The 21,843-nt window shown below is 56.3% G+C and carries 21 protein-coding genes; 12 read left to right on the plus strand and 9 right to left on the minus strand.

Features of this window, described 5'->3' with window-relative positions:
• Window positions 1-11: 11 nt before the first annotated feature.
• Window positions 12-773: an ABC transporter ATP-binding protein gene (locus H7A51_02905; GenBank protein ID MCP5535166.1), complete on the minus strand. Its 762-nt coding sequence runs from the start codon at window positions 771-773 to the stop codon at window positions 12-14.
• Between the two features lie 164 nt (window positions 774-937).
• Between H7A51_02905 and H7A51_02910 the strand changes: the two genes are divergently transcribed.
• The gene (locus H7A51_02910; protein ID MCP5535167.1) at window positions 938-2,782 is read left to right on the plus strand and encodes a GNAT family N-acetyltransferase; all 1,845 of its coding nucleotides are present in this window, start codon (window positions 938-940) and stop codon (window positions 2,780-2,782) included.
• A gap of 68 nt (window positions 2,783-2,850) precedes the next feature.
• Here the strand turns inward: H7A51_02910 and H7A51_02915 are convergent, their stop codons facing one another.
• Entirely contained in the window at window positions 2,851-3,738 is an 888-nt protein-coding gene (locus H7A51_02915; GenBank protein ID MCP5535168.1) for a PEP-CTERM sorting domain-containing protein, read from the minus strand.
• 268 nt (window positions 3,739-4,006) lie between these two features.
• Here H7A51_02915 and H7A51_02920 point away from each other — a divergent pair, with 268 nt between their 5' ends.
• Window positions 4,007-4,717, plus strand: coding sequence for a YebC/PmpR family DNA-binding transcriptional regulator (locus H7A51_02920; GenBank protein MCP5535169.1), 711 nt, complete (start codon window positions 4,007-4,009; stop codon window positions 4,715-4,717).
• On the opposite strand, the gene H7A51_02925 is transcribed toward H7A51_02920, so the two are convergent.
• From H7A51_02925 to H7A51_02935, 3 genes are all read right to left on the minus strand, one after another.
• Window positions 4,718-4,921, minus strand: a complete 204-nt coding sequence (locus H7A51_02925; protein MCP5535170.1) for a DUF4177 domain-containing protein — start codon at window positions 4,919-4,921, stop codon at window positions 4,718-4,720.
• A gap of 6 nt (window positions 4,922-4,927) precedes the next feature.
• Entirely contained in the window at window positions 4,928-5,203 is a 276-nt protein-coding gene (locus tag H7A51_02930) for an acylphosphatase (GenBank protein MCP5535171.1), read from the minus strand.
• 108 nt (window positions 5,204-5,311) lie between these two features.
• On the minus strand, window positions 5,312-5,902 hold the full coding sequence (locus H7A51_02935) for a YhgN family NAAT transporter (protein ID MCP5535172.1): 591 nt from the start codon (window positions 5,900-5,902) through the stop codon (window positions 5,312-5,314).
• Between the two features lie 66 nt (window positions 5,903-5,968).
• Here H7A51_02935 and menA point away from each other — a divergent pair, with 66 nt between their 5' ends.
• From menA to H7A51_02965, 6 genes are all read left to right on the plus strand, one after another.
• Entirely contained in the window at window positions 5,969-6,832 is an 864-nt protein-coding gene (gene menA / locus H7A51_02940; protein MCP5535173.1) for a 1,4-dihydroxy-2-naphthoate octaprenyltransferase, read from the plus strand.
• Window positions 6,833-6,837: 5 nt separating this feature from the next.
• Window positions 6,838-7,809 carry a hypothetical protein gene (locus tag H7A51_02945; GenBank protein MCP5535174.1) on the plus strand — a complete coding sequence of 324 codons (972 nt, stop codon included), beginning with the start codon at window positions 6,838-6,840 and terminating at the stop codon, window positions 7,807-7,809.
• Window positions 7,791-8,951: an AMP-binding protein gene (locus H7A51_02950; GenBank protein MCP5535175.1), complete on the plus strand. Its 1,161-nt coding sequence runs from the start codon at window positions 7,791-7,793 to the stop codon at window positions 8,949-8,951. The genes H7A51_02945 and H7A51_02950 overlap by 19 nt, the downstream gene beginning before the upstream one ends.
• Before the next feature lie 254 nt (window positions 8,952-9,205).
• Complete coding sequence (locus H7A51_02955) at window positions 9,206-10,735, plus strand: PhoH family protein (GenBank protein ID MCP5535176.1); 1,530 nt, start codon at window positions 9,206-9,208, stop codon at window positions 10,733-10,735.
• Between the two features lie 108 nt (window positions 10,736-10,843).
• Window positions 10,844-11,401 (plus strand): hypothetical protein, encoded by a 558-nt coding sequence (locus H7A51_02960; GenBank protein ID MCP5535177.1) that lies wholly within the window; start codon window positions 10,844-10,846, stop codon window positions 11,399-11,401.
• Window positions 11,402-11,521: 120 nt separating this feature from the next.
• Window positions 11,522-11,851, plus strand: a complete 330-nt coding sequence (locus H7A51_02965; GenBank protein ID MCP5535178.1) for a hypothetical protein — start codon at window positions 11,522-11,524, stop codon at window positions 11,849-11,851.
• A gap of 35 nt (window positions 11,852-11,886) precedes the next feature.
• On the opposite strand, the gene H7A51_02970 is transcribed toward H7A51_02965, so the two are convergent.
• On the minus strand, window positions 11,887-13,029 hold the full coding sequence (locus tag H7A51_02970; GenBank protein ID MCP5535179.1) for a M20 family metallopeptidase: 1,143 nt from the start codon (window positions 13,027-13,029) through the stop codon (window positions 11,887-11,889).
• Window positions 13,030-13,172: 143 nt separating this feature from the next.
• Between H7A51_02970 and hpt the strand changes: the two genes are divergently transcribed.
• Both hpt and H7A51_02980 read left to right on the plus strand, forming a co-directional pair.
• Window positions 13,173-13,706, plus strand: coding sequence for a hypoxanthine phosphoribosyltransferase (hpt, locus tag H7A51_02975; protein ID MCP5535180.1), 534 nt, complete (start codon window positions 13,173-13,175; stop codon window positions 13,704-13,706).
• Between the two features lie 13 nt (window positions 13,707-13,719).
• Window positions 13,720-14,847 (plus strand): hypothetical protein, encoded by a 1,128-nt coding sequence (locus H7A51_02980; protein MCP5535181.1) that lies wholly within the window; start codon window positions 13,720-13,722, stop codon window positions 14,845-14,847.
• A gap of 22 nt (window positions 14,848-14,869) precedes the next feature.
• On the opposite strand, the gene H7A51_02985 is transcribed toward H7A51_02980, so the two are convergent.
• The 3 genes from H7A51_02985 to H7A51_02995 form a co-directional block, all read right to left on the minus strand.
• Window positions 14,870-17,068: a DUF5110 domain-containing protein gene (locus tag H7A51_02985; GenBank protein MCP5535182.1), complete on the minus strand. Its 2,199-nt coding sequence runs from the start codon at window positions 17,066-17,068 to the stop codon at window positions 14,870-14,872.
• A gap of 15 nt (window positions 17,069-17,083) precedes the next feature.
• Window positions 17,084-19,936, minus strand: a complete 2,853-nt coding sequence (locus H7A51_02990) for a hypothetical protein (GenBank protein ID MCP5535183.1) — start codon at window positions 19,934-19,936, stop codon at window positions 17,084-17,086.
• Between the two features lie 181 nt (window positions 19,937-20,117).
• Window positions 20,118-20,447: a hypothetical protein gene (locus H7A51_02995; protein ID MCP5535184.1), complete on the minus strand. Its 330-nt coding sequence runs from the start codon at window positions 20,445-20,447 to the stop codon at window positions 20,118-20,120.
• 254 nt (window positions 20,448-20,701) lie between these two features.
• On the opposite strand from H7A51_02995, the gene H7A51_03000 reads away from it, so the two are divergent.
• A complete protein-coding gene (locus tag H7A51_03000) occupies window positions 20,702-21,475 on the plus strand; it encodes a redoxin domain-containing protein (GenBank protein ID MCP5535185.1) in 774 nt (257 codons plus the stop codon).
• A 15-nt stretch (window positions 21,476-21,490) separates the two neighbouring features.
• The gene (locus H7A51_03005) at window positions 21,491-21,790 is read left to right on the plus strand and encodes a TlpA family protein disulfide reductase (GenBank protein ID MCP5535186.1); all 300 of its coding nucleotides are present in this window, start codon (window positions 21,491-21,493) and stop codon (window positions 21,788-21,790) included.
• Window positions 21,791-21,843 lie beyond the last annotated feature (53 nt).

Here is a 21,843-nt window from a genome sequence, read left to right on the forward strand (position 1 = left end):
CCGTTGGTGGTTTACCAGTTCAGGTCGGATGCGGGTACACGATGACCGTTGTTTTCAGTGTGCACAATGCGGCCGTCTGCTAGAGAGACGACGCGATGGGCCATCCCGGCAATCACGGCATTGTGGGTGATGATGGCGGTGGTCGTTCCGAGTGTGCGGTTGACGTTATCGATGGCTTCGAGAACGGCTACACCCGTTTTGACATCCAGGGCACCTGTCGGTTCATCGCAGAGCAGGACATTGGGTTTTTTGGCGATCGCCCTGGCAATGGCAACGCGCTGCTGCTCCCCCCCGGACATCTGGGCAGGAAAATGATTGAGCCGGTGCCCCAGTCCCACCAGTTCCAAGGCATCGGCGACATCCATCGGGTCCCCGGCGACATCCGTGACCAGCGCGACATTTTCACTCGCCGTCAAGCTGGGGATGAGGTTGTAGAACTGGAAAACAAAACCCACATGCTCGCGCCGATAGTAGGTGAGGTCCCGTTCGTCAAAACGGGTGATGTTTTTGCCGCAGTAGTGGACGCTGCCCTCGGTGGGGGTGTCCAGTCCTCCCATGATGTTGAGCAGGGTTGATTTGCCGCTTCCCGAGTGTCCTAACAGCACAAGAAACTCGCCCGAAAACAGTTGCAGGTCGATGCCACGCAGTGCGTGAACCTCCACCTCACCCTGATGATAGACTTTGGTAATGCCCTCGACCTCAAACACGACATCGCGTTGGGCGACGGTATTTGCAATGGTACTCGGTACGGGGTTGGACGATTTTGTGGGCATGGCAACGATGGCGTGCACAGCGGCTATACTATCGCCTACACCATAGAGCCTGATGACGTTAGTTCAATCCAGAATGGATTGGTGAGCAAAAAAAGAGCAGGAAATAACAAACCAAACGTTTGTTCAGGCTTTCTAGTCAGCGTTTGATGTGGCAGGTTCTCATCGTGAAACCGTTGACATCAGAGGCTTGGAAACAAATTGTCCGACCTGGAAGCCGGGTCTTTATCGGCAGTGGAGCATCCGTGCCGTTTGCGGTGGTCGATTCCATGCTCAATGCATCGGAGGATTTTCGCGATGTCGAGTTAACCCACATCCATACCATCGGTGAAATGCCATGGGTGGCTAAAAAATACGACGGCTCGCTACGGACCAACACTTTTTTCCTGACCCCGGCGATCCAACAAGCGGTGGCAGCTGGGCGGGCTGACTACACCCCCTGTCCCTTGTCGGATGTCCCCACCATGTTTGGGAGCCATCTCCTGCCGGTGGATGTGGCATTGATCCAAGTCAGTCCGCCGGATAGCGATGGTGATGTATCGCTCGGTGTATCCGTGGACGTGGTGAAAGCGGCGGTCAAGGTAGCCCGATGTGTCGTTGCCCAGATCAACCCCGCCATGCCGCGGACCGGTGGTGCAGCGAGATTGTCCGCGAAGAAAATCCACTACTATCTCGAAGCCGGGCAGGCGCTGCCGACCTTGATATGGGACAAAGCACGGGCAGCCCAACTCAAGGCGGCGGAGTACGCCGCCCAGCTTGTCGAGGACGGGTCCACCATCCAGGCCGGGCTAGGCAACACCCCGCAGGTGGTTCTTGCCGCACTGAAAAAACACAAACACCTGGGCATCCACACCGGTTTGTTCAGCGATGCGATGATGGCACTCATCGAGTGTGGTGCAGTGGACAACTCGATGAAAAAATACCACGCTGGCAAAGTGGTGTGTTCCAATGTGTTAGGAACGAAAAAACTCTACGATTTTGTCGATGGCAACGACATGCTGGAAATGCAGAGCTCCGACTGGGTGGGCGACGTCGCCCGTATCCAGAAGAACCATCGCATGGTTGCCATCCACGGTGCCTACGAGGTGGATTTGACTGGGCAGGTGGTGCGCGACTCCCGGGGGCATCGTTTCTACGGAGGCATGGGCAGCACCCAGGATTTCATCCGCGGTGCCGGGCACAGCAAAAAAGGCAAGCCCCTCATAGTCCTGACCTCGATGTCAGATGATGGTAAACACTCCCGCATTGTATCAGGGTTCAAACCGGGCAGTGGTGTCAACACAGGCCGGGGGGACGTCCATTACGTGGTCACTGAATATGGTATTGCCCGTTTGCGCGGCCGGAGTATCCGCGAGCGAGTGCTTAACATGGTCGAGGTGGCCCATCCGGACCAGCGGGAGGGATTATTGGAGGATGCCCACAAGTGGGGGTGGATTCCCAAGTTTTATAACGTCACCCCCACCGGGATCACGGATGCCAGCGCCGAAGTGGAATCACGCCGGGTGACGTTCAAGAACAGGGGTTTTATATTCCGACCTCTCCACCCGAGCGATACCCGGGCCTTGCAGGAGTTTTTCTACTCGCATACCGAGGAAACCGTGAACATGCGCTACGGCCACGCCAAAGACAGGTTGAACAATGAGTCGGCCTACAAGATGACCTCGGTGGACCAAACCTCGGACATCGCTTTGGCCCTCTTCGCCGAACACGATTACCGGCAGGAAATCTGCGCGGTGGGACGTTTTTACCGCGACCCCTCGGGCGACTCCGCGGAGGTGGCCTTTATTGTCGGGGAAAAGGTCCGCCGACTCGGCATGTCCCGTTTCCTGTTAGCCGAACTCGCCGCCGTGGCACAGAAACGGGGCATCAAAACCTTCTGGGCGTCGGTCCTGAAACGCAACAAGCCAATGGCCGCCCTGTTTCTGAAATATGGTGCGGAAAAAGACTCCTGCCTCGGCGAGGATAGCGACGAATACACCATGGATGTAAAGAGGCTGATCAAGGCGCTGTAACAAGCGGCGGGAACGGATGTCCGGCAAAGGGCTTCCCGGGGGAGGCAGGGCTGCCGTTTTAAAAACGATCAGACACGCCTTCTCCTGCCAAGAGTGAATAGCCCGGTCACGGCCAGCAATGCCGCAGCGGATGGTTCTGGAACGATGACAGGTGTGTCGAAGCTGCTGTAATCCCCCTTGAGCATACTGCTGTCGCCATCAATTGCCTGGAACACAGGATTGGGTACGGTTCCGGAGAATGTGTTTGACTCGAACACCAGCTTCACATGACTGCTGTTTTTGTATGTCAGCAGCACAGCGGCGGTGGTATCCGTCGAGCTGAGGTTGTAGCCGGGGCCATCAAAGCGGATGCCGTCAGAGATCGGCGAAGCCTTGACGCTGTTAATATTGTCGGCAAGCCGGTAGCAGTACAGACCGTCCGGGGTGTAGGCACTGAGTGATTCCGATTGCTCGACTTTGCTATACCTCTCCTCGCCATCGACATCGTAGACCAGCAGGTCAAATTCCGAGATGGCGTATGGCGTGGTGAATGTTCCTCCCCCTACGTAAAAATCCAGCTCATACTGGAGACGCCCGATACCGAGCGCATTGGCGGTGTATTTGCTTCCAAGGTCACCAGACAGTTGGCTTGACGATTGGCTATAGTTGGCGAAGTGCCCCTCGAAGGCATAGTTCTTGTCCAGGATCGTCGCGGTGGCCCGCATGTCGATCGATGTTCCGCCCACAGTAGCGACGTTTGTAAAATAGATGACCGAGCTGCTGTGGGATGGGCCGTGACCATACTCCGAGTCGTAACCATCCGCTGCCGTTGTCACATTGGTGAAGTCGAGCTTGACGGCCTGGCCATGTGCGTTGGGCGACCAGGCAAGTGCAAGAGCAGCGACAGCTGTTAGCCATGAAAGCTGCACAGTACTGAGGAGAACTGCGATATGGGTGGCTCGTGGGGGCTTTTTCATAAAAAACAGGGGTTGTTTTGGCTGTGGGTTATTCATTATTATAAAATCTCTTAATTGTAAAGCGTGAATTATTAAAAACTTATATTGAATATAAGGACACATCGACTGAAGGGTGTGGTGCTGCCCCGACATGCCGCTGGTAAGTTGCTGTGGGAGCACGAGGAAATGACCGATGCCATCGCTTGCGCAATGAAAGCTTGAGCCTGCGCGGAAATCCTCTATTTTTTGCCCGCCGAAACATTTTATTCAACTACCAATCATACATACCATGGGAAGAGCCTTTGAAGCACGCCGTGCAGGAAAAGAAAAACGTTGGGGCGAGATGTCCCGACTATATCCTAAACTGGGAAAAATCATCACGATGGCTGCCAAGGCCGGTGGGTCCGATCCTAACTCGAATACGGCCCTGAAGACGGCGGTGAACAACGCCAAGGCCCAGAACATGCCGAAGGACAATATCGAGAAGGCCATCAAGCGTGCCACCGGAGCTGACGCCGCCGACTACGATGAGATCAGCTACGAGGGCAAAGGTCCACACGGCTCGCTGCTTTGGGTGGAATGTGCCACTGATAACAGCACCCGCACCGTGGCGAATGTGAAGATGATTTTCAACAAGAATGGCGGGCAGGTTGTTAACAGCGGCTCTCTCGACTTTATGTTCACCCGCAAATCAGTCATCGAATTCGAAAAACCCGAGGGGCTCGATCTGGAGGAACTGGAGCTGAACCTCATCGACTTCGGTCTCGAGGAGATGGATGTGCAGGACGACCGGGTGGTGGTCTACGGCGAGTTCACCAGCTTCGGGGAGCTTACCAAGGCATGTGAAGACCTGGGTATCAAGAATTTCAAAGCCAACCTCCAACGCATCGCCAACAGCCCGGTCGAGCTAACAGAAGCCCAGATCGAGGAGGTGGAAGTCCTGATCGACAAGCTGGAGGAAGATGATGATGTCCAGTCGGTGTTTACCAATCTGGCGTAATCACCGTCTGGGTCTTTTCAACAGGGCGAGAAGATACATCGTCTGGCCTTGGAGCCCGGTCAGGCTTTCGGTGCTGACGAGCTCCCAGCCGTCACGTCCCCGGGCGTTGAGGTGGTCGGCGATTTCCTGTAGCTCGATGTCTGCCGACCGGCTACCGGCACCGACAGGAAAACGCAGCGTCATGTATTCCCACTGGGTTGTCATGTTCCGTTAGGATGTAATGGTAAACCCCTGGATGTTTTCCAGGTGGGGGATAGCACGGATGTGCACGTCCTTGATGTAGTGGGCCATGCTGCTTTCCTCGATGATCTCCTTGAGAAATTCCTCCACTTCCTCCTCCTCACCCATGAGGTCGAGTTCGACGCTGCCCTCGGGCAGGTTCTTGACGGTCCCGGCGACATCAAAACCCATGGCGATCTGCTTCACGGCGTAGCGAAACCCCACACCCTGGACCCGACCCTCGAAGATGACTCGTTTGGAAACCATGGCCCCAGTCTAGCTCTAAAAGTGCCGATGTAAACATGTGAGTCGGTGACAACGGGAAATACGGGGCACCCGCTTGAATCCTTACCCGCTCGCCGGCCTGCCAGGCTGTCAAAGCTCCCCAAGATAGCCCGCCAGTCCGTCCATGAACATCTGTATGGAAATCATGACCAGCAGCATCCCCATCAGTCGTTCCAGTGCACGGGTCCCTTTTTTGCCCAGGAAGCGCATGAAAAAGGGCGAGGCTAACAAAATGACGGCAGCCACCAACCAGGCCGAGAATGTGGCGATGGCGATCATGCCTATTTGATCGTGGTATTGTTTGGCGAGGATGAGCAGCAGGATCAGGGCTGAGGGGCCGGCGACCAAAGGGATGGCCAGCGGCACAATAAAGGGCTCTTCATCGTTGTCCCCTCCGAGAACCGATTTGGACGGGAAGACCATCCCGAGAGAAACGAGAAACAGGATCACGCCGCCTGATAAGAGCAGTGTGGCTTGTTCGAGCCGGAGAAAATGAAGCAAGGGCTGGCCACAGAACAGAAACAACATCAGCACCAGCAAGGCGATCAGCAGCTCCCGGACCAGGATGCGGGGGCGGCGCTCCTCGGGGGTGTTCGATAGCACGGTATGAAACATGGCGAGGTTGCCAAAGGGGTCCAAGACGATAAACAAGGTCACAGCCGTGGAAAGAATGAGCTCCATAAGCACTCCTTGCCTTATTTTTTCCTCGGAGGAAAGCCCCATTCCGGGTTTTATTGCTGTGCGCCCATGAAGTCGTTCATCCTCGCCTCCCGACCCAAAACACTACCCGCCGCCATTGTGCCGGTGTGGGTAGGTTGCGTGCTGACCTTCCATCTCACCGGCACGTGGCACGGGTGGTTGGCGTTTTACACGGTGATGGGGGCGGTCTGGATCCAGATCGCGACGAATTTTTTCAACGACGCAATCGATGCGGACAAGGGCGCCGATACCGGGGCCAGGCTGGGTCCCGTCAGGGCAACCGCCTCAGGAAAGCTGTCGCGCCATACCGTCTATATCACGGCGATGGTTTGTTTGTTGCTGGCGGCAGCCTTTGGTTATCCCTTGTTCGTGGCGCGTGGCTGGCCGATGATCGCGATTGCCTTGCCCTCCTTTTACCTGGCCTACGGCTACACGGGGGGACCGCTGCCCTTGGCATACAAAGGCCTGGGGGAGTTGTTTGTGATCCTGTTTTTTGGACTGGTTGCGGTGATGGGAACGGTTTTTGTGCAAACTGGAGTCTGGTATCGGGAGGCCGCCATTCTGGGGCTGGCCATCGGATGTTTGTCCGCTGTCCTGATATCCGTCAACAACCTCCGTGATGTGGATGAAGACCGGTCTAACGGAAAAAACACCCTGGCCGTCAAATGGGGGCGTGCCGCCTCAGTGAACCTTGTCAGGGTGATGACGGTCACAGCTTATGTTTGTGCCATCACCTTGTTTGATGCCGACCCCAAACTGCTCTGTTTCCTGCCTGCATTCATTCTGGGCCTGTTGATCATCCAGGGACTCTGCAAACATTCCCCCGGGGTGATCTATAACAAGTTTCTCGCCATCTCCGCGCTACAGCTGATTCTTTTTGCGGTTGCATTCCACCTGAACGCCTGTGTCTAGTAGAAATGAATCCATCCATCCCCAGCCATCCCATCTCCATCCATCGGTATGCGTTGCGCAGCAAGACATCATTGAATGCCGGGTCCACCCGGTGTGAGCATCATGGTGCCTTGATCAGGGTCGACGGAGGATATGCGTGCATCCACCCGTGGCCGGAACTGGGGGATGAGGACCTGGACCGGACGCTGGCTCTCCTGGCGTCTGGCAAACCAACACCTCTGGCCCGCCGCGCCTGGTATTGCGCTCAAATGGATGGCGCGGCGCGGCGCGATGCCATCAGCCTGTTTGATGGACTGGTCGTGCCCGAAAGCCATGCCACTCTGACGACCGACGATGCGGCTGTGCGGTCCGCCGTAGAGGCGGGTTTTGAGATAGCCAAGCTCAAGGTGGGCAGGCACCTGGCCCAGGAGGCAGCCTTCATCCGCGAGTATGCCGGGCAGTTTCCCCACCTTGCATGGAGACTCGATTTTAACGGCACGCAAAGTCCGGAATCCGTAGCGGTATTCCTGGGCACGCTGGGTGATGAGGTCCGCCAAAAGATCGATTTTATCGAAGACGCCTACCTGCCTAACACCAGCCCGTGGGTCGACGCGCTGGCAGCCTATGATATCCCGGTGGCGGTGGATCGCGAAGTCGAGGATGTCTGTGGTGGCTACGGTATCGCGGTGATCAAACCGGCACGCAACATCCCGGAACCCCTGCTTGCTCGCGCAGCAGAGGAAGGAAAACGCGTGGTCTTCACCAGCTATATGGATCACCCGTTAGGGCAGAGTTTTGCTGCCTGGGAGGCAGCTGTGGCCAGGAAGTCACATGGGAGTCTGGTCAGCACATGCGGTCTGGTGACCCACGGTTTGTTTGAGCCGGATGCGTTTACCGAAGCGCTCGGCAAGCCGGAGCCCTCTTTTCACCCGGCGGCGGGAACAGGCCTGGGCTTTGATGAATTATTAGCGGCATTGCCATGGACACCCCTGAAATGACATCAGCCTCCTTCTGGCAATCAGACCCATGCCGGGTGATGGCCAATCCCCTCGATGCCGTTGCGCAGGGTGAGGCCGGCTTGCTCGCACGCTGGGCGGAAAACATCCCCGGGCTGTCAGGTCACATCCTCTTTGCCACCTCGGGCTCAACAGGTGACGGCAAGTGGGTCGCCCTTTCCCGTGGTGCCCTGCTCGCATCCGCCCGGATGGTCAACCAACATCTGTCGGCATGCCCTGCCGACCGCTGGTTGCTCGCACTCCCGGAATTCCATGTGGGTGGTATGGGGATACTGGCGCGCTGTTATCTTGCAGACTGTGAAGTCATCCGGATGGAAGGGAAATGGAACCCACACGTTTACCACGACCTCGCCTGCTCTGGGAACGCGACACTTTCCTCGTTGGTACCGACACAACTCTTCGATCTTGTGCAGTCCGGAAAACAGGCGCCACCCGGACTGCGGGCTGTTTTGATTGGTGGAGGTCGTCTCGATGACGCGGTCTATCAGCAGGCCGCCGAACTCGGATGGCCCGTGATGGAAACTTACGGCATGACCGAAACCTGCTCCCAGGTGGCGACCGCGCAGCCGGGTGGCCGGGAGCTCAACATCCTGCCGGGCTGGCAGTCCAGGGTGACAGAAAAGGGACGGCTGATGCTCAAGGGGGAGGCTCTGCTGAGCGCCTATGTCTCGTCCGGGCACGGTGGCTTCCGGATGTCCGATCCCAAAACCGACGGCTGGTTTGCCACCGGCGATATCGTCGAGCTGCGCAACAACGCGCTGCGTATCCTCGGCCGGGCGGACCGCTGTGTGAAGATCCTTGGGGAGCTAGTCAACCTGGCGGAGGTGGAAACAACATTGGCGGCCACCGCACGCAGGCTGGCAACGCCGGTGAACATGCCGAGCGGTGAACTTATCGTGATCGCCTGCGCTGACCACCGCCGGGGTAGCCGGTTGGTGCTGTGCTCTGACCAGGCGATCGACGGCCACCACCTCATCGGGCAATACAACCAAAGCTGTAAGCCTGTCGAGCGCATCGATTGTTATTGTTTGTTAGAAAATATTCCGCGCAGCCCGCTGGGGAAAGTGAGGTATGATCAATTGCAGGCGGAGGTGGCCAGACAACGGCTTGCGCAGGACCAGTAAAATAATGATTGCCATGCAGTGGGCGATAGGTGATACTTTGGGTATCTTGATAATTAAATTATACGACCATTTACGAACGAATGGGAATTTAATCCTAACCTGCGTTGGGAGATCTGGAGACCCCGGAATCCTGGCTGCATCCTCACTCCGTTTGAAATCACATCTTAGTGATACTACCCAACTGCCGTTGAAGTGGGCTGCCGTTGCGTACAACAGATTCACCCGCCACTTGCCCGTCGTTAACCACCAACCCCATGATTCAACCTAACCACCCTGAGCAAGCCCGCCTTTTTACGGAAAACCCGGCTGTCCCTGATAACCCAAGAAAGAAACCATCCAGTGTGAGGAAGTCACGTATCCAGGAATTCGGTCTCAAGGCACCGTCCAGTTTAGCAAAGAATTTTGTCCTCGATACCAACGTGCTGTTGCACGATCCAGGATGTCTCAACCAGTTCAAGGAAAACCATATTTGCATCCCTGTGGATGTTCTTGCCGAACTCGACAAGTTCAAGGGGGAGCAAAGTGAACGTGGTGCCAATGCCCGCCAGGTTCACCGTAAGCTAACCGAGATATTTGCCTCTGGTGATGCCGTGACCAGCGGGGTGCCCACCGATGGCGGCGGGACCATCCGCCTGGTGATTTACGATCCCGATTTCTGTGAGAAAAACTCGGAGGAGCTTGGTCAGTTTCTGCGTGTGTTCCCGGACCGCGAACGGGTGGATCACCGTATCCTGGCGGCCACCGTCTTACTGATGGAGCACAATTCCGCACCTGTCGTCCTGGTGACCAAAGACCTCAATATGCAGCTCAAGGCGCGCGCCGTAGGTATCAAGTGCGAGGATTACCTCAACGACAAGGTCGATCCGGTCGAGATCAGCAGCTACGATATGCGCTGCGTGGATGTGGACCCGTTAGAACTGCAACGCTTCGCCAGCTCGGGTGAGTTGGAGTTAGAGCACCCGCGCCGCAAGGAGATCGTACTCAACCAGTATGTCCTGCTGAAAGCTGGTGAGAAACAAACAATGCCTGCCCGTCTTGATGCGAATGGCACCTTTGTCCGACTACAGATTCCGGAGGTCTTGCGTATTCCTGACGGACATCATCTCAAGCCTCTTAACCTCGGGCAGAAATGCTTGATCGACGCATTGCTCAACCCCGATATTTCACTGGTCACCTGTTACGGCCAGGCCGGAACCGGGAAAACGCTCGTAGCCGTCGCCGCTGGCTTGCATGAAATGTTTAACCGGCGTTACAACGGCCTGACCATCAGTCGGCCCGTCATATCCATGGGCGACCAGTTAGGGTTCCTGCCCGGAAGCCTTGATGATAAAATGAGGCCGTGGTTGCAACCGATCTACGATGCGCTCGACTTGTTGATGCAGCCCACCACCCCCCAGGGGCCGCGTCGCAAGCAGCAGAAAAAGGACAACATCAACGAAGGCGCAAGCAAACCCTATGATGAGCTGATCGAACGCGGGATCATTGAAATCGAAGCCCTTTGTTACATCCGGGGCCGATCGATACCGAATCGGTTTTTCATCCTGGACGAAGCCCAGCAGTTGACCCCCCAGGAGGCTAAAACCGTGGTCACCCGGATGTCCCGTGGTTCGAAACTGGTGCTCTTGGGGGACCCGGCACAGATCGACAACCCCTACGTGGACAGTCGGAGCAACGGCCTCGTGTTTACCAGGAATCGATTAAAAGGCCAGACCTTCACCGCCCACGTCACCCTCTCCCGGGGTGAGCGCAGCCCGTTGGCTGAAGCCGGAGCCCAGCTGATGTGAACAAGGGAGCGTGGGCATCCTGCCCGCACCCACGATGCCCAGGCACCTGTTATTGACACCGGGAGAGCGCCGCGCTAGTCTGAGCCGCCGCGTAACTCCCTGCGAACCATGCCGTATTTTACCCGCATTCCTGCCCTCGTTCTTCTCGTTGCTCTAGCGGGGTGCAGTAGCACATCCGAATCCACCCAGCCGTGGATTGGGACCTTGCGCCATGAGCTCAATTACCTGGGCGCGCGCAACTGGATTGTTGTCGCCGAGGCGGCTTTCCCGATCCAGAGCCGCCGGGGTCTGCGTGTGGTCCAGATTGACGGGGATATTCCCGAGATCGTCGATGGGGTCGAGCTGGTGATCGAGGAAAAACATCACGTCAAACCCCGTTTATACGTCACCTCTGAAATAGCCAGCGTTCCCTACGATTACGCCCCTGGCATCGAAAACTACCGCAAGCAGTTGAAAATAGCTCTCCATGGCAGGGAGACGGTGCAGCTCGATAATGCCATGCTGATGCGCATGCTCAACGATGCCACCAAGACCTACCGTGTGCTGGTGATCAAGACCCGGACCGCGCTGCCGTATTCCTCGGTTTTCATGGAGCTGGGCAGTGGTTACTGGGATGCGGAATCCGAATCCGCCCTCAGGGATGTGATGGACAGGAAGAAGGGGTAGTTGTCGGTTAATCGTTATTAGTTATTAGGGAATGCATTCGCCTCGATGGCGGCTCCAGGCATTGGAATTTCGAGTTTAGAACTTAAAACTTAAAAACAGTAGATGGCCGCACCGAAGAAAATGGATGAAGAGCTGATGCGTGAACGTGAGGAAGCGTGGGTCGGCGATGCCGTGCTCGCGCTTTTTATGCGTCGACTCATCCTCAGGGAGCAGGGGAGGATGGATGGTGAGATGTTTATCCGCTGCACCTCGAACGACTTCCTCCGCAACATCGGCAATGCCACTTCCGTCGAAGCGCTGATCGGCAGGATCTATGAGGAGCAGGGCCTTGAAGCCGCCTTTGAATGGATGGAGTTCCAGCTGGTTCCGGTGTTTCGCCAGCAGGAAAAAAACCATCGCAACCGCGAGGCCCAGAGGCTTAAGAAGGGGGGTAAGCGGAAGAAAAAGTAGGACAGCTTTGCAAGCTGTCGGCAGGATAGGGAGGGTCAGGAAGCGGTCCCTAACGACCGGATCAAATTCTCAAAATAAACCACTCCATCCTCCAGGTCTTTGATTTTAATAAACTCATCCTTGGTGTGGGCCTGGTCGATGGAGCCGGGGCCGATACAGACCGACGGGATACCTGCGGCATTGAGGTGGGCGGCATCGGAGAACCACGGGGCACCGACGGTTTTTGATCCGGGGTTGGCCTTTTGCAAACGTTGGATCCATGGGTGCCCGGCCGGGACATCCATCGGGGGGTTTTCATGGGGATTGACCACCTTGATGGGGAGTTTTTGTTTGGCGATAACCCGCTCAACCAGATGCAAGGCTCCGGAGTCATCATAGAGGGCCGGGGTGGTCCGGATGTCGATCTGGCATGATGCGAAATCGGGGACGATGTTAGGCTGCTTTCCTCCAGTGATGGTCCCCACGTTCAGTGTCGAACCCCCAAGGACCGGGTGGGTGTATTGAGCCAGCTTGTGAGTGAGCTTTTTTTCAAGAAGGTCGAGTGCGCGGACAAGTTTGAGGATGGCGTTGTCGCCCAGCTCTGGTTGTGAAGCGTGCGCGGCCTTGCCGGTGGCGCTGAGGGTGGCCCAGAGCGATCCCTTGGTGACGTTGACGATCTCGAGGGAGGTGGGTTCACCCGCCATCGCGAACTGGTATTCAGTGGCGTGGTGCCTGGCAAAGTGCTTGGATCCGTGCTGGGAGGCTTCCTCACCCATGAAGCCGACAAAATCGATCGCCACAGCAAGCCCGGGAAGGAGCTCTTTGCAGTGGTTGAGGGCTTGCAACATCGATGCCATCGGGCCTTTGGTGTCGGATGCCCCGCGACCGAGTATGCGGTCGTTATGGATCATACCGAAGCTGTCGATATCCATTCCGGCAATGCTGACGGTATCCAGGTGCGGGGCGAGCAGGATGCGGGGGCGCGGATCCTCGCCGTCACCGGAGTAGGGGCAGCGGCCGATCACATTGGGTCGCCTGGGGTGGACTTCTTCCTGGGCGACGGTGTATCCGATCTCCTCGAGGTAGTTTTGCACAAAATCAGCCATGGCGGCTTCACCGGTCCCGTCAGGTGAGCAGTCGGGGTTGACGCTGGGGATTCGGATCAGGGTCTGAAGGAGGCTGACGACTTGGCTTGGCATGGGCTTTTTAAACCACGGAAGACACGGAAAACACAGAAGTTTTTTCGGCAGCCATCGGTCAGGGCGGCAGGGCGGCTTGTGGACACCCCCAATATGAGGTATTTGGTATTTGGAGTTTAGGGCTTAGGAGTTAACATCCGCGTATGCACGGTGACATTGAGAAGGTATTGATAGATGAGGACGTGATCCAGAAGCGCCTGGATTTGCTGGCTGAAAAAGTGACGACGGATTTCGAAGGCAAACCGATCGTGGTGGTGGCTTTGCTCAAGGGGGCGATTCTGTTTATGGCCGACCTGCTGCGCCGGGTGCCATTGCCCATGGAGATTGAATGTCTCAATGTGGCGAGTTACCATGGCGGCACCGAAAGTAGCGGTGAGGTGTCGTTTCTCGATAAATCCCTGCCCGAGGTAAGCGGTAGGTCGGTATTGTTGCTCGACGACATCCTCGATACGGGGCGGACATTGGATGCGGTGATGAAGAAATTGAAACAACAGGGCGCCACTGAAGTAAAAACCTGTGTGTTGTTAGCCAAGGACATCCCGCGTGACCTGGTGATGGAGGCCGACTACACAGGCTTTGTCATCGGTGATGAATTTGTGGTGGGGTATGGGCTTGATTATAAAGGCCGCTACCGTAACCTGCCGTTTGTGGGTATCCTCAAGAAATCTGCCATCTAATTCGTTTGATTGTATGAAAAACGCCACGATCCGGGAAATCGACACCCTTGCAGAGATCTACCGACAAAAGGGAAAGCTTAATCATGCCGTTGTTCAGGGCCTGGATTTGACCAAGGTGCCGATCCATTGGGAGACGGTCGAGTGCCAGGGTGCTTTTTTCCTCGGTTGCCTCTTTCCCGATCATCTCGACCTGGAGATACTGCGCCACAGAGGGGCGTTGATCTATCCCCGTATCCCCGGGCTTCCATACCATGCCAACCGGCATACCCTCTACTCGCGGGAGGAGCTGATGGAGGGCTGGACACCAGCGGTCGACAATAGCCTGGACAAGCGGATCTACGACCACTTCCACGACAAGGGCAGGAATCGTCCCGACGTGCTTGAGGCCCTGGCCCAGAGGATTCACGACCATGCGGTTGATGATGCCTTGCATGATTTGTTAGATGGTGGCGGTGACCACGGTGAGAAAAAGAAAGTGGTCGCCGTCATGGGGGGGCACGGCACGCCACGCACAGACCCTTATTACAGGAAAGTGGCCCGGATCACGCGTGACTTGACCCGGATGGGGTATTTCATCGCCTCCGGAGGTGGTCCGGGGACCATGGAGGCGGCGAACCTGGGTGCGTGGCTGGCCAATGCGCCCGATGAGGCGCTTGACGAGGCGCTTGCCATTCTCGGCAGGTCCCCCGTTTTTACCGATGATGGTTTTATGAAACACGCGCAAGCGGTGATTGATCTGCATCCCCACGGTAGTGCCAGCCTGGCCGTGCCAACGTGGTTCTACGGTCACGAGCCGACCAATTTGTTCTCCCGTCATATCGCCAAGTATTTTTCCAACAGTATCCGCGAAGACGGTTTGCTGGCCATTGCCACTTACGGGGTGATCTTCGCGCCCGGCAGTGCCGGTACGACCCAGGAGATCTTTATGGACGCCACCCAGAACCACTACGTGACCTTTGATGTGATCAGCCCCATGATCTTTTTGGGTGAAAAACGCTACCGCCAGGACACGATGCTCTTCGAGTGTATCAGCCAGCTTGCAGAGGGACGGGAGTATGCCAAGTATCTGTTATGTACGGATATGGTGGAAGAAGTGGTGCAGGCCATTGCAGCGTTCCAGCCGGGTTCCACCCAGGGCTAACAGATCCGATTCATGCAATCGGCTACTTTTCCATCATCTTGCGCAGGGTGACCGCCGCGTAGACCGCTTGCGATTGTTTGTGCAGGTAACGCTCTGAGAGCTTGCCCGCCTTGACCGAGAATTCCCTCAGGGTGTAGGCGCCTTTTTCATAGTCGAAGCTGGTGCCGTCGTCCTCGTAAAGCAGGCAGGTGCCGTCCTGGCCGCCGTAGTGCCGGATCTCGATGTCCGAGCCGACAAGGTCCCGCGTGCGGTTGACGGCCTGGGTAAGCATGGGGATGAGGGCACCCTCGCGGACGAAGAGCGGGGGAAGGTCCTGGGTCTGTTTGCTGGTGACGGTGATTTTGCCGCCCTTGCCAGCGAGTTTGCCGGTGTGGAAATCATACCAGTTTCCCTCGGGAAGCTGGACTTCACGCTGGGTGGCGTCGTTGTGGAAGGGGGCGACCAGGATGTCGGGGCCGAACATGAACATGGTGTTGTCCTCGGAGATTTTCTGGTGAAAACCATCGGCGTAGGGATCGGTCTCGCCGTCGAGTTTGCGTTGCTGCTCCTTGACCTGCGCCTTGGCCTGGTTGCTCTCTAACAACATCGAGCGGATCGGCGGGATGCCGTGCAAGTTGTAGTCGGCGAAGGCGGTGTAGAGGTAGGGGAGCAGCTTCATCCGCAGCTGGATGGTGCGGCGTATCGCATCGGTGGCGTCCGGGTAGCTCCATGGTTTGGTGCCGCTCGCCCATGCGTTGAGCTGGGCCATGGGGGAGAAACAGACGGTGTGCATCCGGTTGATCCACTCGCGGCTGTTGCGGGCGCTGCGTATCTCCGGGCACCAGAGGATGCCGCAGAGGCTGGCGGACGACAGCCCTGTGATGTACTCGCTGTGTTTGTAGGAGTCCGAATAGATGGCAAACGGGTGGTTCGACGCGGCTCCATTGCTGGCGCGGACCTGTGAGTAGGTGCGCCGGTTGTTTTTGCGGAACAGCTCCTGATAGAGCATTTTCTGCATCAGCATGCCGTAGCTTTGACGCATGGTTTCCGCACTGGTGCCGGAGGGGAAGGTGGCGTGGTCCGGCCATAACCAGAAGTCATAGCCGTCGACCTCGTCGATTTTATAGCCGGAGACACCGATGTCGAAATGGTCCGACTTGTGCTGTTCTAACAATATCCTCCGGGCCGCCGGCAGGGTGTAGTCCGGGACGATACCCAGCCAGACCATGTGAGAGCCGGAGAGCGGGTAGAGGTCCTTGTAGATGCGGGCGTGCTGGGAGACGTAGGGGTTGACCCAGAGGTTGAGGCGGATGCCGTCGTCGAGCAGTCGCCGGGTGAAGCCGGCGGGATCGGGGAAGCGTTTTTTCTGCCACTCAAAGGTGCAGGGGTATGACTTGCTTTGCCACCCCGGCTCCAGGCCGATGACATCGAGCGGGATGTTGTGCTGCTTGAATTCCGCGACTTCCCGGGTGGTCTGGGCGGCCGAGTATTGCGCCGGTGTGCGGTGCCAGAATCCCAATCCCCAGAGTGGCGGCATGGCGCCGCCGCCGCTGTAGAGGTTGTAGCGGGCGACGATATCCTGGTGGCTGGTGCCCGTGAATGCGACGAGCTCCATGCCGTCGCCATGAATCAGCGCTTCGATGGCATCCCCGGGGGGGACGGCCAGCCAGGGGCCGGGTTGTTTTTCGTCGGCCGGCGGGTTGCGGTCGACTTCACGCGGGTTGTTCGCGGAGTCCCTGCGGTTGCCGATCTGGTTGTAAATCTTGATGTATTTGGCGGTGTTGAAAAACACGCCGTATCCCTTGCTGGAGATGTAGAAGGGAACCGGCGCGTGGGTGGCGCCGCCGCCTTTGTTGAAGTGGTCCACCTTGAGCTCGACGATCTGCCCGCTCTTCATCGTGTTGTCAAACTGGATGCCGTATCCGTAGATTTTTTCGCCGTGTTCGGTCGGGATGCGCACCATGAGTTTGTGGTCCTTACTGATGCGGTAGCGCGCCCTTTTCAAAGCCTTGGCGAGGGGTGTGTCGGGGAGCTTGTTGAGGGTGTCGAGTTTTGGCGGGGCGCCGGCCAGGTCGCTGTAGCGGCGGATGTCCTTCTCATCGCCGACCACGGCGGTATAGACACCGTTGGCGAGTTTGTTCCAGTTCCGGATGGGCCGGGTGTCGTCGATCGTGCCCTGCGGCGCCGCAGTCAGCGCGGCTGCTATAGATGACAGGCAGAGTAGCATGATGTGTGCTTTCATAATGAATGCGTTTGTTTATTTGAAAATGGCGTAGCTGTATCCATGGGCCGGGATGGTGACGGTCAGTTTCGCCCGCGATGTGTTGTCTAACTTGAATTCCGTGGTACTCCTGCCATCGACGGAAACCAGGGCGCTGCTGCGCAAACCGGAATAGTAGAGCGGCACCAGAATGGTCCTGGTCATCTCTTTGCCAGTAGGGTTGTAAGCTGATAGAAAAGCTTTTTCGTCAAGCTTGGGATTGACGTGCAGCATCCAGTCGATGTCCCTGCCATCGGCGCGGCGACCATGGATCAGGTCGGACTCGAGGATGGCGCGGTGTTTTTTATACCAGGCTACGGTATCGGTGACCATTTTCCTGGTTTTGTCCGTATCATAGAGGCGCGGGCCTCGATAGCAGGCCTGGACGCCAAGCCCGAGATTCGAGCGCATCATGATCTCGTAGTGGTCACGGTGCTGATCAAGCGGTTCAATAGTCGCCTCAGCGCCACCGCCGTGGTACTGGGTGAGCGGCACAAACATCCATCCCATACTGGGTGTTTTCTGCCAGGTGCCATCGTAGATGTTTTGCCGGGTATGGATACGCTGCTGTTCGCGGGGGAGCGACCAGTTGACTTCGCGGTACCCCATGCCGCACTTGTTAGAGCCGCTCATGAAATAATAATCAGGGAGGTTCATATAGACACCCTTGGCGCGAAGATGCTTGTAAAAGTCTGTCCAAGTTCTCCAATGTACCCAGCGTGAGTCATTGATGCCTTTTTGTAATGGTGGGCGCGCGGTGATATCGACATCTCCAGGGTAGGGGCCATCGTTTTCGAAGACCATGAATTCCGTTTTATCAAAGAGCTTATAGAGTTTTTTCAGGTAAGCCTGTCCCCACGGGCTGGTGATGGCTGGGCACTGACCATGAGCATTGTGTTGCCCTGGAGGGGTAACGATGTTGTTCCCCTTGCCAGCGTTCCGTGACGAGTAAAGTGAGTAGCTCCCCAGGTGGATGCCTTTTTGGGTGGCGTAATCATTGATGCCTTTCCAATGGGACAGGTAGTCAGGGTTGTCGTTTTCCGAGTTAAACCCTGAGCCGAAGGAGAGGATCACCATTTCAAAACCTGTTTCCGCCGCTTGGTCAATTGCTTTTCTAACGGTTTCTTCATGCGATGATTTGCAGTGCAGCATAAGCGGGTTTTCAGTGACCCAAGGTGCGAGGGTGCGGTATAACTTTCTCAGTGCCAGGCCGCGACGTTCCCGGTCTTCGGAGTCATAGGCCATCTCGAACACACGGAAGCTTTCAAAGTTCTCACCCGCCTTGATCGTCTGGTCCGGCCCGTAAGCAGGCTCGACCTTGAGTAAACAGGGTTGTTGAAGCAGGTAGTTCACCTGGGTTTTGTATGTTGCATCGGTGTGCCAGTGCACGCTGTGTCGAGAGGAGTTCGCATGGGTGAAACCACCGAATGCCATGTCGGTTTCCACGTGTAAAGACCGTGGCACGGTGAGCGCTACCCCTTCGCGGGTCTCCACGGTATTGTCGTTTTCCACGACGGAAAGCGTCTCGGCGTTAAACTTATCGAGGTTGATTGGGGATGAGGTCTGGTTGCTGACAGTGACCCATTTGCTCAGGGCCGGGATGCCGTCGTAGATCTCGTAGTGGACTGAGACGGTGACGTTTTTCTGTTTTCCCTGCATCTTCCTTAATTCCGCGAGTTTGTCTTGTTCAAACGCACCGTAGAATGCCACCTGATTGATACGCAGCCGGACCAGTTCGCCGTCTTTGGATGCATCGGTGCTGCCACCTGTTTTATCGAGTTTGCCCACACGAAACGCAATGGCGTCACCCAGGTTGGCGGGGATAGGCTGGGTGTAGTAATGTTTCCAATGGCCACCTTGAGGTTGAGCATCGAAGTATAATTTGTCTGTCGCGATACGAATGCGCAGAGTGATCGGTTTGGTGAGATCGATTGTATCGTTGCCACTAACATGCGGGACTTCATTGGTGCCGTCAAAGACACCGAGTACGGGACGGGTGATCCCTGACAGGCCTGCTGGACGGATATTGAACTTGATGGTGCGGTTTTTATAAACGAGTCCAATGCCAGGCCCCCAACTCGATGAGGTATCGGTGCCGGGGGCAATGGTCGCCTCAACGATGCTGGTGCCTTCGGGCAACGGCCGCTCCGCATAGACGGCGGTATGGGGGAGCGTGTAAATCTCGCCCGGTTTGCCTTCGTTGCTAAAGCTCGCACGTGGATGGGCTTTGCTGCTGTGGATTTTCCAAGAGGCGTCGAGCTTTTCAAACGTGTCTGTGAATAGGGCCGTCCTACCGAAATCAGAGTCCGGAAGTGCTGTGCTAAACAGCTCGTCAGCACTGGGTTCGGGAATGGCGTAGTCGAGTCGGATATAAGCCCCTTTAGGTGGCCAAACGGCATCGGGGGAGGTGTGACGCACACGTTTCCATTTCAACCGCTCTGCTGGTTTTCCAATCGAGTAATTGACCAGCTTGAGTGAGTTCGGGAGTGGTTTGAGCTTCGCTAACCAATCGTCAGTCAGGAATGCTTTATTAGGTTGTCCCTGGGCGCCGCCAATGACATAGGTGACACCATCCAGTGTGACCGAGCCCTCGGGTTCGACAGCCCGGATGATGCTGTCGCCTGTCATCAGGTTGGTGAATTTCACCGTAGTTCCGAGTCGGGCATCAATGACCCGTTCAAAAAGACCATTGCTGAGGGTGAGCGTTTGTTGGGATGTATCCGAATCAATTGTCGCCTCGAATCCTGCGTTGTCGACAAGCCAGTCTTTATCAAGTTGGTAATTCGATGGGGGCTGAGCACCGGCAAGTGAGGGGTGCAGGAGGAAAACGAGTGGCATGAGAAGTTTCATTGGATAGGGGCAGTGGCTGGTGAATGATTTGACAGTGAATGACCTGGATGTATTAGATACGAGGCTAGAAAGGGTGTTTATCATCTGGATGGGGGATTGCAAATGGATATCGAAGGAGAAAGCGAGCACCGTCGGGTAAGGCGGGTTTCAATCAAATACCGGCCCAATGAGAAGATACGTATCAGGTATCCACCTGGGCAGTCAGCAGTGCGGAAACCAAGCCGATGAGGAGCATGATCACCAGGTAGCAGACTGTGATCCACCAGGTATTTCTCCGTGAGGTGTCACAGATCCATTCAATGGAAAAAAACAGCACCGCCAGACTGACCAGTAATGTGAATCCCCCGATCAATGGACGGAGGGTGAATGACATCACCAGGTTGCATGTCATCACGATCATGCAGATGGTGATGGCTTTGCGCTCTCCCCCTTCATCGCCCCTGGTGAAGTAGCTGATGAGGAACCAGAGAACCCCGGCACTGATGACGAAGTTGAGAATGAAGCTGTACATCGGTTTTTTAAGGCAGTTGTTGTCGTTTTATAAATGGACGTTACACCCGATCTAGCAGGAGTCGATGCTATTCCTGTGCACGCCGTTGAGGAACAAGCTCATTCCGCCACAGTTGATTTCCTGGATACATACGACGGGTAAACGCTGTGGATGTTTCCCAACCAGCCGCCCTTGCGCCCGATACGATGGCCGTGTTTGAATTTTAGGGTGGAAACCCCGGCGGATTCACTTAGGATTCACCCACTATGAAAACAATGACAATGATCGCACTGGTCGTGATATCCGGGGGCCCGGTGGTATTCGGGCAGGCCGGGCAAGCTGTGGCCCCACCGTCACCTACTGCCGCGACAACTACCGCAGCCACAACGGTCAAAGAACAGATTAAGGCCGCCAGCAAAGCCTTCGACAAGCAGAACATGGAGTTCATGAAAATGCTCCGTGCTGAGAAAGATAACACCAAAAAAAGGGAGCTGTACAAGACTGGTCGACCAGACCCGTCCGGGACGGTGAACCTGATCCTGAAACTGGCCAGGGAGAACCCCAAAGCTGACGGTGTCGAAAATGGTCTGGTGTGGACGTTGAGGGTAGCCAATCCAACCCAGCGTAGAGAAGTCACCCAGTTTATGTTAACGCATTATCAAGACAGTAAATCCATTGGTAACCTGGCCCAGTATTACGGCCGCATGTACGGAGGCGGCGAGCCCGAACTCCGTGAGATCGTTGAAAAAGCCGGCAATGAAGCAGTGCGTCTGGGCGCCACTTACTACCTCGCGGAAAAGCTGATGAATAATAAGGCAACCCAACAGGAAGGCCTTACCCTGATGAAACAGCTGGCCAGGACCCCTGGCCTGGACAAGAAAAACCCCAATCTGTTAGCGCAGGCAAACATCAAGATCATGGTGCTTGAGAAACTGGGTATCGGCTGTATCGCACCTGATATCGTAGGCACCGACCACGAAGGCAAGGAATTCAAACTCAGTGATTACCGGGGGCAAGTCGTCCTGCTCGATTTCTGGGGGATCTGGTGAGGCCCCTGCAAGGCAATGCTTCCACATGAGCGGTCGCTCGTGGAGAAGCTGAAAGGGCGCCCCTTCGCCATCGTAGGTGTCAATAGTGATAAAAAGGAACGCCTCAAGGAACTGGTGGCCGACGGCACGACGACATGGCGGAACTTTACCGACGAACAGGAATACGGGAAAATCTCCACAGCATGGGGAGTCCGTGGCTGGCCTACACTTTACCTGATCGACCACAATGGCGTGATCAAACACAAGGGCCTCCGTGGTGAAGCCATGGAAACAGCGATCATGGAAATGGTTGCCGAAGCGGAAAAGGCAAAATAGCACCCACCCGCCCGCCCGTGGGGGCAAAAAGGGAGCGTGGGCGTCCCGCCCGC

The organism is Akkermansiaceae bacterium, assembly GCA_024233115.1.
GTDB lineage: Bacteria > Verrucomicrobiota > Verrucomicrobiia > Verrucomicrobiales > Akkermansiaceae > Oceaniferula.

Excerpts from the sequence above, each read along its gene's own strand:
- H7A51_02905 (MCP5535166.1), bottom strand. The coding sequence starts at position 773 with ATGCCCACAAAATCGTCCAACCCCGTACCGAGTACCATTGCAAATACC.
- H7A51_02915 (MCP5535168.1), bottom strand. The coding sequence starts at position 3,738 with ATGAAAAAGCCCCCACGAGCCACCCATATCGCAGTTCTCCTCAGTACT.
- H7A51_02920 (MCP5535169.1), top strand. The coding sequence starts at position 4,007 with ATGGGAAGAGCCTTTGAAGCACGCCGTGCAGGAAAAGAAAAACGTTGG.
- H7A51_02925 (MCP5535170.1), bottom strand. The coding sequence starts at position 4,921 with ATGACAACCCAGTGGGAATACATGACGCTGCGTTTTCCTGTCGGTGCC.
- H7A51_02930 (MCP5535171.1), bottom strand. The coding sequence starts at position 5,203 with ATGGTTTCCAAACGAGTCATCTTCGAGGGTCGGGTCCAGGGTGTGGGG.
- H7A51_02935 (MCP5535172.1), bottom strand. The coding sequence starts at position 5,902 with ATGGAGCTCATTCTTTCCACGGCTGTGACCTTGTTTATCGTCTTGGAC.
- menA (MCP5535173.1), top strand. The coding sequence starts at position 5,969 with ATGAAGTCGTTCATCCTCGCCTCCCGACCCAAAACACTACCCGCCGCC.
- H7A51_02945 (MCP5535174.1), top strand. The coding sequence starts at position 6,838 with ATGAATCCATCCATCCCCAGCCATCCCATCTCCATCCATCGGTATGCG.
- H7A51_02950 (MCP5535175.1), top strand. The coding sequence starts at position 7,791 with ATGGACACCCCTGAAATGACATCAGCCTCCTTCTGGCAATCAGACCCA.
- H7A51_02955 (MCP5535176.1), top strand. The coding sequence starts at position 9,206 with ATGATTCAACCTAACCACCCTGAGCAAGCCCGCCTTTTTACGGAAAAC.
- H7A51_02960 (MCP5535177.1), top strand. The coding sequence starts at position 10,844 with ATGCCGTATTTTACCCGCATTCCTGCCCTCGTTCTTCTCGTTGCTCTA.
- H7A51_02965 (MCP5535178.1), top strand. The coding sequence starts at position 11,522 with ATGGATGAAGAGCTGATGCGTGAACGTGAGGAAGCGTGGGTCGGCGAT.
- H7A51_02970 (MCP5535179.1), bottom strand. The coding sequence starts at position 13,029 with ATGCCAAGCCAAGTCGTCAGCCTCCTTCAGACCCTGATCCGAATCCCC.
- hpt (MCP5535180.1), top strand. The coding sequence starts at position 13,173 with ATGCACGGTGACATTGAGAAGGTATTGATAGATGAGGACGTGATCCAG.
- H7A51_02980 (MCP5535181.1), top strand. The coding sequence starts at position 13,720 with ATGAAAAACGCCACGATCCGGGAAATCGACACCCTTGCAGAGATCTAC.
- H7A51_02985 (MCP5535182.1), bottom strand. The coding sequence starts at position 17,068 with ATGAAAGCACACATCATGCTACTCTGCCTGTCATCTATAGCAGCCGCG.
- H7A51_02990 (MCP5535183.1), bottom strand. The coding sequence starts at position 19,936 with ATGAAACTTCTCATGCCACTCGTTTTCCTCCTGCACCCCTCACTTGCC.
- H7A51_02995 (MCP5535184.1), bottom strand. The coding sequence starts at position 20,447 with ATGTACAGCTTCATTCTCAACTTCGTCATCAGTGCCGGGGTTCTCTGG.
- H7A51_03000 (MCP5535185.1), top strand. The coding sequence starts at position 20,702 with ATGACAATGATCGCACTGGTCGTGATATCCGGGGGCCCGGTGGTATTC.
- H7A51_03005 (MCP5535186.1), top strand. The coding sequence starts at position 21,491 with ATGCTTCCACATGAGCGGTCGCTCGTGGAGAAGCTGAAAGGGCGCCCC.